The organism is Thalassospira australica, assembly GCF_000763295.1.
Lineage (GTDB): Bacteria > Pseudomonadota > Alphaproteobacteria > Rhodospirillales > Thalassospiraceae > Thalassospira > Thalassospira australica.
On record NZ_JRJE01000020.1, the window covers coordinates 63,061 to 77,880 of the forward strand.

Below are 14,820 nucleotides of genomic sequence, written 5' to 3' on the forward strand. Positions count from 1 at the left end.
ATCGCCTTAGTTCGCCGATTTGATCAGGTTTATTGCGTCTTCCTGTGAATATTCCACATTGGCCACAGAACCCGCCGGGGTTTCGGCAAGGATTTCTTCAAGGGTGTCCTGATCAACGCGCAGGAACGGTACGGTCAAGTCTTTGGGGACCTCGTTACCATCAAGAATCTGCTGGGCTACCCAGAAACCAAGTGTGCTCACACCCGGTGCAATCGAAAGCGAGGTGGTTTCATAACCGTTGGCGGTTTTCTGTTCTTTCCACCATTGCAGTTCGTCCTGACGGTTGCCCATGATAATGGTCGGGGTCGGACGACCCGCAGCATCAAACGCCTGAGCCGCACCATAGCCATCCCCGCCCTGGGTCACGATGGCTTTGACTTCAGGCAGGCTTGGCAAAATGCCAGCCACGGCCTTTTGGGCAACATCCTGTGCCCAGTCACCATGAACAGAACCGACGATTTCAAAATTGGTTTTCGCCACCTGTTCGTGAATACCGGCACTGATTTCGTCATCAACGAACACCCCGGCAAGACCCCGGATTTCAAGAAGATTGCCGCCCTCAGGATAACGATCGGCAAGATATTTGACCTGATCACGGCCCATCTGTTTGAAATCAACAGCAATACGCCACGCGCAAGGTTCGGTGACGATCCCGTCAAACGACACAACAATGATGCCAGCATCGCAGGCTTCCTTGACGGCACCATTGATGGCCGTCGGCGATGCCGCATTCAAGACAATGGCATCATAGCCCTGCAGGATCATGTTCTGAATTTGCGCGGCTTGTTCGGTTGCCTGATTTTCAGATGTGGTAAAGGCATCTGCGCTGGCAACAACACCATCTTCGACCGCTTTGGATGCGACCTTGTCCCAGCTTTCCAACATGGCCTGACGCCAGGAATTCCCGGCGTAATTATTTGAAAGCGCGATGGTTTTTCCAGAAGTATCCGCCATCGCCTGGCCAGATACAAAGACAACAGTCCCGGCGATGGCGCCGAGCAGCATGGACTTGAGTTTCATTTTTCCTCCCTGACACAACACTGTCGCGTCATGATTTTGGTTTAGCCGTTTGGGTCGGCATTTAATTTATAATATCAATGGAAGGGGGATTTTCAGACAGGGCTCTTAAACTGTAAAGAGCATTCGCCGCATCCCGGTTGCGGGATCACCCACCCATGTTGCGGGTTCCCGCAAGACAGTGTCGTCTTGTCGCAATATGATGAAGGTCGGAGGAAACAACATGTCGGACCTTGCCCATTACCTGCGCATATCCAATCTTCTTGCAGGTAACCTTAACATCCATTCCGCGCTGAGCTCGGTAAAGGACGAAATCGACAAGATTATTGAGTTTGATCATCTCGATATCTGTTTGATCGACACGGACAGAACGTGGATTACTGCCTATGAGGTTGGCCTGAAAACGACTTGGAGCACATCACGAACACTGGTTCGCCTGGCACCGGTGCGCGATATTCTGTTGGGCAAATGCGATCATCTTCTGACGGGAAATGCGCTTGAAGATCCGCGCTATGTATTCCCCGGTGCCGAAAGCGCCCCAATCCTCCGACACGAGTTTCGCAGTCGGGTCAATGTCGCGATGAAGGTACTGGGCGAAGTGATCGGGTCTTTGAACTGCTCGTCGAAAAAGGAAAACTTCTATACCGAACGACATGTTGAACAAGTTCGCATTCTGGCCGATATGCTTGCACCATATTTCTATGCCCTGCGCGCCAATGAAAAGGCCAACGCCGAGGCACTGGTACGCGCCCGTATTCTGGCACGCGAAGAAGGCTTGCGTCTTGGCGCACTTAGCCTGACAGACGCGCTGGAGGCTGAACGCCAACGCATCGGTATGGATCTGCATGATCAAACACTTGCCGATCTGACCCGGATCGCACGTGACCTGCGTCCGGGCATCACCAAGACACAGCACAGTCGTCTGCAACAGCAAATCCAAAATATGATCCAGGATCTGCGCGATATCATCGATACATCGATCCCAACAATCCTTGAACTGTTTGGCTTCCAGCACGCGGTTCTGACCCATATGGAACGGGCGATTAACCGCGACGACGGTCCCGACTTCAAGGTCGAGGATCAGACCGATGGCTATATTGACGCCTTACCGGAAACCACCCGGATTGCAATTTTCCGCATTTGTCAGGAAGCAATCAATAATGCGGTACTGCATTCTGGCGCGACCTATATTTCGGCGCTGGCGTTTCACGATCCCGACGGTGATCTGACCATCCAGATTTGCGACAATGGCCAGTTCAAATTCCAGGAAAAGAAACCAACAGGCAGCGGTCTGGCCCACATGAGAACCCGCGCCCAACTAATCGGGGCCAAGTTTGAACACAGTACTCAGGAAGGAACCTGCATCACCGTCAAACTCCCCAAAACAACAGAAGAAACCGGAAGGGGCGAATATGAAAATTTTGCTGGTTGAAGACGACAAGATGCATGCGGATTTCCTCAAGGAAATTGTCGAACATGCCCTGCCGGAACTCGACGAAATCCTGATTGCCCGCGATGGCAAAGAAGCCGAAACCCTTGCACGTCAGCATGAAACCACGGCCATCGTCATGGATTTGCGCATGAAGGGCCATAACGGGATTGATGCCGCACGCACGATCTGGGCGGCCCGGCCCGATACCCGTATTCTATTTTGGTCGAACTATTCCGATGAGGCCTATTTGCGCGGCATTGCGCATATCGTTCCAAGTCAGGCGGCCTATGGGTATGTTCTGAAAACAGCAACACAGGACCGCATGCATTTGGCACTGCGATCTGTCCTGATCGAAGGTCAGATCGTTGTTGATCGCGAAGTCCATCAAATCCAGAACCAGCAGATGCGATCGCGCAATACCCTGACCGAGTTCGAATACATCATTCTAATTGATATCGCGCTCGGCCTTCCGGACAAGGCCATTGCCACACGGCGCAAACTATCGCTGCGCACCGTGCAAAACCGCCTGCTGTCGCTATACAGCAAACTGGATGTCGAAGCACTTGATCAAAACGATCAGGGGGTTGCGCTCAACAAACGTGCCCGGGCAGTTTCGTGCGCGATTGCCCGCAAGATCATCAACCGTGAAGGCCTGGCCGCAGCGGAAAAAGACCTGCGCGCATGGCTAAGCCACACTTAGATCACGGTGGGGGAAGACGGTGGAGGAAGACGGTAGGGGAAACGTTGGAAAACGCTGCCCCGCCTGTCTGCGCGCGTCAGCCCCCCCGGGTATTTAGGCCAGTTCAAACTTGATCGGCTGCGCCCCTTCCCAAAGCGTCATCTTGCCAAGCTTTTCGACGTCATCAAGGTTGCTTGTAACCGTGATGAAATGGTTGCCTGCAAGCTGCCCGACCTTGGATGCGAAATGCACCCCGCCATATGCCAGCAGGATTTCGGTTTCGCTGATCCCGCCGGGATAAAGGATGATTTGGCCCGGTGCCGGATAGCTGGTGTGATTTTCATAACCAACACCAAACTGATAATCGCCAAGCGGCATCCAGACGCCCTCGCCGCTCCAGCGGACATGGACGGCTTTGCTTTCAAACGGCATGCGATCCATAAACGCCTTGCAGGTTTCCGGTGCTTTTTCGGTTTCAAGCACCCCGTCAAAGGTGAACGGGCCAGCGGTAATTTTGATCTTGGTCATAAGGGCATCCTGACAGGTGGCGCGTTTTGCCTGCGACGCGGCGTTAAAACGCAATAAGTAAACTATGATCAAAGGGCTACACCGGGCAATCAAGACCGTCAATCGCCTTCATTTATACGTCCTGGTTATGCACAAATTGCAAGGCCCCATACCGAAATGCGTTGGATGGCATTGCTGCAAATCCCAAACGCGGCCATTCGCGCCATTTTTTGCGTTGCAGCAACCCTTCTTCGTCGATCCTGCGATTGTTTCACGACAAAGCGCGTGAAAATTTCACTTGCGCGCAAATTGGAACGGGCGTAAATCCCGGTTTGCCCAAAGTCGCACGTGCCTGTGGTGGTCCCCGAAGTTGGAACTCTTTTGGTTCTCTGGGGGGATACACTTAAAGCAACGACGGTGAGGGCTTTTTTGGTCTCAGGTGGCGTCCAAATCCACCGACACTAAAGAGGCACACCATCATTGCCTAGAGTTTCTCAGTTCTTACTGGAAACGCTCTGCTGGGCAGATTTGTCTCAGAGCTAGGAAAAGAACGAAAAGCGTAGCGGGGCTACGGTTGAGGTCTTTGACGACGCTATGTGACAAATCAGACCAGCCTGAGCAGGTTTGATGTCTGACGCCGCTGGTCGTCGTTATGCATTTTGAACGATGCGCCGCATCGCTCTGCAATGCATGCCTAGCCAGCAACTCCAGACATCAAACAGAGCGCTTGCAGTAAGAGCTGAAAAACTCGCCGTGCGGAACGGGAACTCCCTATTCCATAGCGAGGCAGACTTAACTTCGCAGTTCCGGCTGGCCCCGGAACTAAACAGCATGCAGGTAGTCCGCGTCATCGCGCCTCCACCGCGCGCCCGCATCAGGTACATGCACGCTGCCATATCGTGGAATGGGAGAACGCCCCAATGGCAACTCAGCGTATTATTGATTTTCTGGCACAGAACCGCCCGGAAGGCCCGTGCCTTGTCGTGGATCTTGATGTTGTTCAGCGCAACTACGAAACCTTCACCCGTGCGTTGCCCAGCTCGCGCATTTTCTATGCCGTCAAGGCAAACCCGGCCCCGGAAATCCTGAGCCTTCTGGCCGATCTTGGCAGCAATTTTGACACCGCATCGGTTCCAGAAATCGAAATGGCGATGGCAGCCGGTGCCAGCCCGGATCGCATTTCCTTTGGCAACACGATTAAAAAGGAACGCGACATTGCGCGCGCCTTTGAACTTGGTGTGCGCCTTTATGCGGTTGATTGCGTCGAAGAAGTTGAAAAAATCGCCCGTGTCGCACCGGGTGCGCAGGTTTTCTGCCGCATTCTGACCGATGGCGTTGGTGCTGAATGGCCGCTGTCGCGCAAATTCGGTTGTGCACCAAGCATGGCGCTTGAGGTTCTGGAACATGCCCATCACATAGGTCTGGATGCCTATGGCGTGTCGTTCCACGTTGGCTCGCAGCAATGCAATCTTGATGCATGGGATACCGCCCTTGGCGAAGCATCCTCGATCTTCCGCACCCTGGCCGAAAAAAGCATCCACTTGCGCATGGTCAATATGGGCGGGGGTTTCCCGACCCGTTACCTGCGCGACATTCCGGCGACCGAGGCCTATGGCGCAGCAATCGTTGATGCCCTGCATGACCATTTTGGCAACCATATGCCCGAAACCATCATCGAGCCGGGCCGAGGCATGGTGGGTGACGCCGGTGTGATCAAAGCCGAGGTTGTTCTGATTTCGCGCAAGTCCGCCGATGATCCGGTGCGCTGGGTGTATCTTGACATCGGCAAATTCGGTGGCCTCGCCGAAACCATGGATGAAGCCATCCGCTATCCGATTACCACCATCCATGACGGCGGCGACGTTGCCCCGTGCGTTCTGGCAGGTCCGACCTGTGATTCAGCAGACGTTATGTATGAAAAGACCCCCTATGACCTGCCGGTCTCTTTGACCATCGGGGACGAGGTTCTGATCGAAGCCACGGGCGCATACACCACCACTTATGCATCCGTGGCGTTTAACGGTTTCTCGCCGCTGGCGTCTTATGTGATCTGATCCCATTGCCGGGAGAAACTGACCAATGATTACCATTGATCGCGAAGGTGCGAACGCACACATCGAACGTGAAAAACTGCTGGACCGCGTTATGGGTCCGGCACGTTTTGGCAAATCGTCGGAAATCCTGCGGCGCAATCGCCGTCCGGCAGATGGCCTTGCGTTTGTTGCCTTTGAGGACACCCACATGATCGGCACGGTTCGGCTGTGGAACATTAGTGCGGGCAATGCCGGTGACGCGTTGCTGCTTGGCCCGCTTGCGGTTGACAAAATCTATAGCGGGTCCGGCGTGGGCGCCGGTCTGATCTATGCCGCCCTTAATGCGGCACAGGCATCCGGTCACCGTTCGGTTCTTCTGGTCGGCGATCCGCAATACTATGCGCGCTTTGGCTTCCATGCAGAGCCTGCAAGCAACCTTTTGATGCCGGGCGACTTTGATCGCCACCGGTTCCAGGCGATCCAACTTGGTAATGAAGATGTTCTGTCGGGATCAACCGGTGTGCTGCGTGCAACCGGGGCCATGATCCACTAAACAAACGCATCAACAAACACCTGACGAATCCCGGTTTGGTTAAATCCTTGCCGGGATTTTTTTTCGCACCCCCGGGGGATGTAAATGTCCTTCTGCTTGGTTGTAAAAATTTTCAAGGCATCATTGAAAGCACGCCTGAGGTGCACAACTTCTAATACATTGAAATAAAGCATAAAGCATAAAGCTTTTGATCTGAATTGATTGCGCGGGAATTCATCGATGTTTAAAGGCCTGAAACGAACATTTTTTCGCCGCAGCAGCCTGCCGGTTACCCTGGCCGCCATTGCGATCACCCTTCTTGTTATTGGCTTTAACTACTACGTCCATGTTCCGCTGGAACAAAATGCCGAAAAGCGAGAAATGAGAACGCTTTCCACCTTGCTTGATGGCTATGCCCGCCAGGTCGAGGAACAAATGATCGGGGTTGAAACAACCTTGGCCGCACTTAGTAATATCGCAAGTGATCGTCGATATTCCCCGCGTGAAAAACACCTGTTGCTCAAACAATCTGCCGATGCCCTCGACATCGTGCGTGTTTTCGGCATCACCGATGTCAACGGGCGCATCATTCATTCATCCCGTAATTTTCCAGCACCAGACGTTGATCTTTCACAACGTGATTACATCAAATATTTCCTCGATGGCGGGCAAGACCTGCGGGTTCTAACAGGCCCGGTCAAAAACCTTGTTGACGGCAGGTGGCAGATTTCCCTTGCACGGGCCATTCGCGATGAATTCGGCGCGTTAACCGGAGTAATTACGACTGTCATTGATCCCGGTACGATGATTGACCGGATTGCCAAATCGTCGTTTGATCTTGATTACGTCACCTTGCTTGACCGGAATTTCAACCTTGTCGCCCGCAAACCGGCCAAGGAAGAAATGATTGGCAAATCAATGGCCAATGCAAAAATCTACACCGATGTTGCCAATGCACCGGATGGCCATGTTGCCGATATATACCCCAACGTGTTTACCGGCGAGATCCGGTTTGGCGTCGGTGAACGTGTTTTTCATGACTATTTGGTGATTTCGACTTCACGTCCGTATGGCTATGCGATGCAATATTGGACTGTGTTCTCGTCCGGAACGACGATCGCATCCATCGTTGTTCTGTTCTTTGTGATTGCAATCCTGTGGGTCGTAAACATGCGGGCAGTTGCGGCTCATCATCACAATGAAGAATTGAAACAGATCAATGAAAAGCTTGCGGTCTCAAGGAGCCGGGCCGAAAGACTTGCGCGGATAAAAGAAGATTTCCTGGCCAATATGAGCCATGAAATCAGAACCCCGATGAATGCCATCTTTGGCCTGACCCAACTTTTAAAACGGACACAACTGGAACAACATCAACACGAATATGTCCGTCAGATCGGCTTGTCGGGAAAGTTCCTGCTTGGCGTAATTGATGAAATCCTGACATTTTCAAAGATCGAGGCAAATGAACTTGTTCTCGACAAGGAACCGTTTTCCTTACCTGACGTGATTGATAATGTCGGTTCGATCATGTCCATGACGGTCAATGACAAGGAAATCGAGGTCGTCATTAATGTCGCCCCGGATGTGCCCAAATCGATTGTTGGCGACTCACATCGAACACAGCAGATTTTGGTCAATCTGGTCAGCAATGCGATCAAATTTACAGAAAGCGGATATGTCAAACTTGATGTCCGCAAAGTATCATCGCCTGACACTGGCGATCATCTTCTGTTTGTCGTCTCAGATACAGGGATCGGCATTCCCGAAGCACAGCAACATGCAATATTCGACCCCTTCACACAGGCGGACGCCTCCACCACACGCAAATTCGGTGGTACGGGCCTTGGGCTTGCGATTTCCCAACGCCTGGCCAAATCGATGGATGGCAACATTGATCTTTCCAGCATGCCGGGGAAAGGATCGACCTTTACCTTCAAATTGCCTCTGATAATCGATACTTCAAGCGCAAAAGAACCACTGCCTATTTCACGTGATAATGGCCTGCGTATCCTGATTGTCGATGATCAGGCCTTGACCCGAACGGCTTTGGGAACAATTGCAAAATCCCTTTTCATTCAGGCAGATACAGTCGAAAGCGGTCAAAAGGCCATCGAAATGGTGAAAACGTCGGAAACACCATATGATGTCTTGATGATCGACTGGCAAATGCCCGGACTTGACGGGCTGGAAACGATCGAACAGCTCAAAGCACTACAGCTTCCCCATATGCCTGCCGTCATCATGGTGACCGCCTATGAACGCGACCTGCTTTCACAGGTTCCATCTGCACATGATGTAGAAATGCTCACCAAGCCTGTTACCGGCTCATCGTTCCTCAATGCAATTTCTGCTGTTTCCGACGCCAGTTCGGTGATTCACCCGAACTCTGCGGGACGTCAAAACCTGCTTGCAGATGATACACTCAGTGGAGTGCATATTTTGTTGGCCGAAGACAACGCTGTTAATCAACAGGTCGCGGTCACGTTTTTGACTTCAATCGGGGCTGAGGTAAGCCTTGCAGAAAACGGGGTAGAGGCTGTTGATGCGGTCGAGAAAGAACATTTTGACATTGTACTGATGGATATTCAGATGCCCGAAATGACCGGCATTGAGGCAACCCGCCACATTCGCGCAACCCATCCCGAACTTGAACTTCCCATTGTTGCCTTGTCGGCAGGTGTTCTTGAAGACGAACAAAAGAAATGCAAAGAAGCCGGCATGAATGACTTCATCGGCAAGCCATTCGATTTTGAAAATATCGCGGCAAAAATACTCCACCACCTGCCGGAACATGCGCCCAAAACACCCGTGCGGCCGAAAAACACGCCGGACGGTCAGAACAGAACCCCCACCCCTGTTAGCCAAACACCGGTCTATGACCCGACCAAGGCGTTGGAACTGGTTGCAGGGAACAAGGTTTTGTACCAGCAACTTCGCGAGTTATTCAAACCCCAGGCCCGTGATTGCCAGAAACAAATTGATGCAGCCTTGGCCGAGCGCGACAGCAAGGCTCTTTTGGCGCAGTTTCACTTCATCAAGGGATCTGCATCTCAAATCGCGGCCCTGCGGGTATCGGAACTTGCAGCCATATTGGAGCAACTGGCAGCGCACGAAGATATCGATGGCATTGCCTCAAAGATTGACACGTTCAAACAGGCACTGAACGACACACTCGCCGAATTTGAAAAGGTGGGATGACGAGCGCCAGTTGCGTTTCTCATCCATGATGCCGCAACGCAAAGGGACGTGCTTCCCACCCAAAGGGCGCAGGAAGCACGTTTGCATTAAACGCGATATATTTTGCCGGTTACTTCATCTCGCCAGGCGACCGAACGACATCGGGCGCGGCCGCTGCGGCCTCTTCTGTTGGTCGCGACCGCGCAACCTGCATTGACATGACATTTACCAATTCACGCATGACGAAGGGCTTGATCACCACATCGCTGGCTCCGACTTCAAGGCTGCGGCGACGCAGTTCGGCTGTGTTATTGGCTGTCATCATCAAAACCGTGATATCTGTGAAGCCAAGCTCCCTGATGCGCTGAACGGTGTCAAATCCGTTCAGGTCAGGCATGTGAACATCCATCAGAACCACATCAATCGTGTCCCTGTTTTTCTGCACCACACTAATGGCGTCATACCCGCCAGTCGCCGTTAGCACCTTGGCACCGCTTCTGATTAGAAATTCGCGTGCGACATCCCGGTGCATTTGATTGTCGTCAACAATCAACACGGTTCGGTCTGCCAAGGGGGCATCTTTCGCGCGATCATCAGCTTCATCAAATGGCTGTTCATGAACATGGGCAGTGGCATCTGCAACCGCGTCAAGTAACATCGTCAACGTAACAGGCTTGGTCAGAAATCCATTGAGAACCCGATCGCGATCCTCGATGTTTTTCGAAAGGAAAGAACGGTTGTGGGCAGATATCATAACGATGATTGGCGTTGACGCACCTTCCTGCATTTCGCGGACCTGTTTGCTGGTTTCCCAACCATCAAGTCCCTCCATCCGCCAATCGACCAACAGCACATCATAAGGTTCTCTCATGCCTTGCTTGAAGCGTATCATATGCAAGGCTGCTTCACCGGATGCGGCAACATCTGCATTCCAGCCGATTGATGCTGCCAACTGCTGGAACGCAACACGGGATGTTTCATTGTCGTCTGCAATAAGAACACGCAGGTTTTTCAAATGGGCCGGAACGGCTAAACCTGATTCAAAAGCATCGGAATTCTCAATCTCACAGGTAAATGCAATACCACTAGATTGCTGATATTTGTGATCTGCATACAAATGCCCGCCCAACTGGGTGGCAATCCGTCGCGCGATCTCAAGATCCAGAAAGAGCTCTGAACTTCCGTGGTTGGCACTTGGCTGTTCTGTAAGAACCTCGATATTGATTTTTGCAGAACTATCCATGGGCTTCTCAAGGCGCACTCGGATCAGAATTGTTTTCCCTTGTTCCCCTCCGATGATGTGCAAAACAATATGACAAACAAGTTTGACCATTAACTCGCGGTTCAACTTGATCGCGGTCGCCGTACTGTGGTTGGCATCAAACAGTATTTCGTTATTTGCAACGTCGTGGCTTTGGCTCAAAGCAAAAGAGACATCATTCAGAAGCTCGTCCAAACCAAACGTAACGGCATTTTTCTTTGTGTTTTGCTCATCCATCTCAAGGAACGACAGCAAAGAATCAAGACGTCCGACAGCTTCGCGATAGATCTGCTGCAAGGTTTGGAAACGGTCATCCTCACCAAGGTCACTTCCGTTACCTTCGGCAAGTTCAAGGATACCTGACGCAGTTTGAAAGCGCGTGCGTAAATCATAATTCAGTTCGCGCAACAGCAAACGATCATCGTCGTGCAATCGCAAGTCAACCGGCGCGTCAATTTCCGCCGGAGCAGGTGTTGGCGTACCCTGATTTTCCTTTACCTTGACCAACACAAGTGTCAGCGATGTCTCCTGATCGTCCGCCCTTAAGGGCACCTTTAAAATATCACCGCGACATACATGCTTTCCCGCAACGAAACACTGTTGGTCAGGCAAAAACAAATCGCTGTATTCGTTCGTTTTGATGATGGGATGGCTTGCATCGCGCTTGAATTCACGATCATTTGAGGCGTCAAACTCTGCATGAACGATGTTCTGCCGACCAAGTCCAAAGGACTTTTGCGCACTCAGATTGCATGACACGACCCGACTGTCGCCGTCCAAAATGATGGCCGCCAGTGGAAAGGCCTCGCAGTAGCGATCAAACTTTTCAATTTCAAGGGAGTCATGCCAGATATCGATTTGGCTTGGACGGTGCGTTTGCCTTTCTGAAACACACCAAATCGTTACCAGGAAGGAAAGCGCAAGCGCCCCGCCAACCCATAATACCCCGGTTCCCGACACGCCCGAGAACCATAAGGCGATACAAGCACCGGTTACCGCCGCCGCAGCCCAAAGAACCAGCATCCGAAAATACGTCAGCCCGCCCAAAACATGCCTCCCGCCAAGAGCATCCTAAACGATTGGTTTATAACAACCGCTTTACACTATATCACAACAGCTTAGTCATATTTAAAGCTGCTCCAAAGTATAGGGTGAAGCTATAATATAGCCCGCAGCCGACGAAATTTAACCCGCAGTCGAAGATATTGTGCGAACAGGCCACGGCATGTGGACGTTTGGTTTTTTACGGAGCCCGCCGGCCCAAGGTTCAAAATTCAACCACCTTCACAAGTGTTCTTCGACAACCAGCCGATAAACATGCCGTTCTGTTCAAGGCGTTCGTGCGCAAAGCAGTCCCCACCGGGGTAGGCCCCGCTTGCCGGGGTAAAGCGCACGGCATCTTCGCCAGGCAGGATATTGGTTGTGGTTTCAACAAGTTCGGTATGGGCCGTGCCCAACCCATCAGCCGGGACCAGACAATCATGGCGTCCGCCGTTGCCGTTGATCGTGCGCACGCCAACCATCCCGTGGTCCGTCGGCCAAGCCTTTACCACCGACACCAGATCACCGGTACTTTTGGCAAGGCAGGCCGTGATCGCAGGCTGCAACGCATCGAACTGGCGTGTCCAGATGCCCTCGCCCTGATTTTTAAGGTCCGAAATTTCCACCACCGGGAAATTGCCGGGCGCCAATCGCAGTGCCGCCGTTTCGCTTGAAACGGCACAGCGCACATCGTCTGATGGTGTGCGCCAGATTACGTCACCACCTTTGCCGCGCAATTCATAAACATCATTGCGATAACCATATCCCGACGCGGTCGGAACGCGCGCAAGGTCAAGTGGTTCGCGGCCATGGAATTCGACAATGGCGCGTTCTGCCTGCTGATCAAAAGTTACCGAAAACCTGCTGTTATCATCACAGACAAACTGCTTTGACCCGGTAAGCGGCGCAGGACTTGTATTGAGCTGGGTCAGCATCGCATCAATGCGGCTGAGCGCGACCTTGCTTTGCGACAGGGCCCCGCTGATTTCGTGTTCGTCAGGTTCGCTGAACATGCCGTTGACGGTTTTGGTCCCGCCCGCAAAACGGCCTTTGGCAAAATCAAGGTCGAGTTTGTAGGCAAGCGGGGTGTCATCATCCGCGCCACCGTAATTGACACGCGTGGCATTCTCGGAAAACCGCAGCAACTGCCCATCCCGATAGTAGATTTTGACATCGGACGTCCCGTAATCGCCAAGATCACGGTGCTCGTCGACCAGAACCGGGTCGCCATCCGGTGACACATAGGCCTTGTAGGTCACGGTGTGATCACTTGCCGTATACTGGCCGGGGATCACCCGCATCGCACCAAGCCGGGCGTCAATCGCGGCAATCTCGTCTGCCAGTTCAGAACCTTCGATAAAGCGTTCACCATCGGCTTGTGTGCGCGTGGTCCGGCGCACAACAATATCGACATCACTTGGCGCATCATGGGTCAGCACACGGTAAACCTGATCATTGCGAAACAGCAATTCATCGTCCGCCGTGACGATTTTGGCTTCTACCGCATAGGTAAAGCGCGGATCAATATCAGCCGGATCATAGGGCAGAACAAAAACCATTGGCGGATTGCTGACGGCCTGACGCAGTGATGCAATTTCAACCGATGGCGCATCCGCGCGCGAGATATCAAGCAACCGCACAACAAGGAAAGTATCATCAGACGAAAGCGCAATCCGTTCGCGGTAGCTGACCGACCCGGTCACGGTCGTTCTATCGGTTTGAAGGGCCGCACAGCCCGACAATACCCCGACCATACCAAGGACAATCATCGCCCTTGCCCATATGAATGCGGCTGAAACAGGTCTCATTTTAACCCCGGTTTGCTCGTAGTTTTTTTGTGGTTCCAGGCTCAGAACCTAAATCATGTTGACCGCAAACATACGCAAAACCAAGGCCAAAAATAGGCAAACCGGGTGTATTTCAGCAAAAAGATACAACTCAGGGCCGCGGGTATGCGTTGGTCCGGACGTTGGGGCTGTTTATCCGGCGAAACGATGACAAGGCTGACCGGCAACATCGGTGCGGATCGACAACAACGCACCTTCAAGCGCGTTGCCATTGTCTTCCAGCCCGGCCGCGGCTGACGTAATATAAAGCGTCTTGAGGTCGGGGCCACCAAACACACAGCTGGTCGGCTGTGTCACCGGCAGATCAACAATCCGGTCAATTTCGCCATCCGGGTTAAAGCGGATCAAACATTCCCCGCCCCAGCGCGCATTCCAGATATAGCCTTCCGCATCCATGGCCGAACCATCCATGTTGCCCCGGTCCTGCGGACCAAAGAAAACGCGCGGATTGCTGGGCACCCCGGTTTTCATATCGAAATCATAGACATTCAGCGTGTTCTTGATCGTATCGCCAAAGAACATTTTCTTGCCGTCTGCGGACCACAACAGCGTATTGGAAATCCCGATATCAGAAACAAACCGGACAAATTCACCATCCGCCCCCACCCGGTTCAATGTCCCGGTTGACGCCTTGACCGGCAGGTCTTCGCCGTTTGGTCCGATATTGTTTTCCATGGTGCCATGCCAGAACCGCCCCATCGGATCGACCCGGCTTTCATTGGATCGATTGCCCGCATTGTCGCTATCTGGTGCAACAAAGGGTGTTGTTTCCCCGCTTTCGGGATCAAGGAATGCCAAACCATCTGCAAGGGCGACCAAAAGCCCGCCCTTTTCACGCGGGACGATGGCCGCAACCGGTTGATCAAACGTCCAGCTCCGCGACCCGCCATCATCGGGGCGCAGCCCATAGGCGGTTTTGCCGATGATATCGACCCAATACAGAACGCCATCTTCGCTGTCCCAATGTGGACCTTCGCCAAGGGTGCACCGCAGGTTTGGCAACACGGTTTTCACATCCGACATGGTTTCTCCCTGATATTTTGCGCGGTTTCCGCGTTGTCTTGATTTGATTTAATGGCTCATACCAAAACGATAGGCCCGGATCAAAGTCGTTCTATATATTGCTACCCGGAATGGTCACGCCTGAAAAGTCGTTTTGTATGATGATTAAATATAGGGCGCATATTTCCACCATATGCAATCGCAACTCGGTTGCATTTAATGTGCGTAATTGATAAGCATTCTCAGAACTTATGACCCGTACTGCACGACAGGCCCCGTTTCAGGCCCGGCA

10 protein-coding genes are annotated in these 14,820 nt (G+C 52.5%); 5 read left to right on the forward strand and 5 right to left on the reverse strand.

Features of this window, described 5'->3' with window-relative positions:
- Positions 1-6 precede the first annotated feature (6 nt).
- Positions 7-1,020 carry an ABC transporter substrate-binding protein gene (locus JF44_RS0109420; protein WP_033068727.1) on the reverse strand — a complete coding sequence of 338 codons (1,014 nt, stop codon included), beginning with the start codon at positions 1,018-1,020 and terminating at the stop codon, positions 7-9.
- Between the two features lie 220 nt (positions 1,021-1,240).
- Between JF44_RS0109420 and JF44_RS0109425 the strand changes: the two genes are divergently transcribed.
- Together JF44_RS0109425 and JF44_RS0109430 are read left to right on the forward strand one after the other, a co-directional pair.
- On the forward strand, positions 1,241-2,449 hold the full coding sequence (locus JF44_RS0109425) for a GAF domain-containing sensor histidine kinase (protein ID WP_052065729.1): 1,209 nt from the start codon (positions 1,241-1,243) through the stop codon (positions 2,447-2,449).
- Complete coding sequence (locus tag JF44_RS0109430) at positions 2,430-3,149, forward strand: response regulator transcription factor (protein WP_033068728.1); 720 nt, start codon at positions 2,430-2,432, stop codon at positions 3,147-3,149. Before JF44_RS0109425 ends, JF44_RS0109430 begins: the two co-directional genes overlap by 20 nt.
- A 93-nt stretch (positions 3,150-3,242) precedes the next feature.
- On the opposite strand, the gene JF44_RS0109435 is transcribed toward JF44_RS0109430, so the two are convergent.
- The gene (locus JF44_RS0109435; RefSeq protein ID WP_033068938.1) at positions 3,243-3,656 is read right to left on the reverse strand and encodes a DUF3830 family protein; all 414 of its coding nucleotides are present in this window, start codon (positions 3,654-3,656) and stop codon (positions 3,243-3,245) included.
- A gap of 899 nt (positions 3,657-4,555) precedes the next feature.
- On the opposite strand from JF44_RS0109435, the gene JF44_RS0109440 reads away from it, so the two are divergent.
- The 3 genes from JF44_RS0109440 to JF44_RS19935 all read left to right on the forward strand — a co-directional run bounded on the left by JF44_RS0109440 (position 4,556) and on the right by JF44_RS19935 (position 9,398).
- The gene (locus JF44_RS0109440; protein WP_033068729.1) at positions 4,556-5,689 is read left to right on the forward strand and encodes a type III PLP-dependent enzyme; all 1,134 of its coding nucleotides are present in this window, start codon (positions 4,556-4,558) and stop codon (positions 5,687-5,689) included.
- Positions 5,690-5,714: 25 nt separating this feature from the next.
- The gene (locus JF44_RS0109445) at positions 5,715-6,221 is read left to right on the forward strand and encodes a GNAT family N-acetyltransferase (RefSeq protein WP_033068730.1); all 507 of its coding nucleotides are present in this window, start codon (positions 5,715-5,717) and stop codon (positions 6,219-6,221) included.
- 219 nt (positions 6,222-6,440) lie between these two features.
- Positions 6,441-9,398 carry a hybrid sensor histidine kinase/response regulator gene (locus JF44_RS19935; protein WP_052065686.1) on the forward strand — a complete coding sequence of 986 codons (2,958 nt, stop codon included), beginning with the start codon at positions 6,441-6,443 and terminating at the stop codon, positions 9,396-9,398.
- A 109-nt stretch (positions 9,399-9,507) separates the two neighbouring features.
- Here the strand turns inward: JF44_RS19935 and JF44_RS0109455 are convergent, their stop codons facing one another.
- The 3 genes from JF44_RS0109455 to JF44_RS0109465 all read right to left on the reverse strand — a co-directional run bounded on the left by JF44_RS0109455 (position 9,508) and on the right by JF44_RS0109465 (position 14,549).
- On the reverse strand, positions 9,508-11,685 hold the full coding sequence (locus tag JF44_RS0109455) for a response regulator (RefSeq protein ID WP_156111641.1): 2,178 nt from the start codon (positions 11,683-11,685) through the stop codon (positions 9,508-9,510).
- A gap of 227 nt (positions 11,686-11,912) precedes the next feature.
- On the reverse strand, positions 11,913-13,487 hold the full coding sequence (locus JF44_RS0109460) for a YbaY family lipoprotein (RefSeq protein WP_052065688.1): 1,575 nt from the start codon (positions 13,485-13,487) through the stop codon (positions 11,913-11,915).
- A 171-nt stretch (positions 13,488-13,658) separates the two neighbouring features.
- Positions 13,659-14,549: an SMP-30/gluconolactonase/LRE family protein gene (locus JF44_RS0109465; protein ID WP_033068733.1), complete on the reverse strand. Its 891-nt coding sequence runs from the start codon at positions 14,547-14,549 to the stop codon at positions 13,659-13,661.
- Positions 14,550-14,820 lie beyond the last annotated feature (271 nt).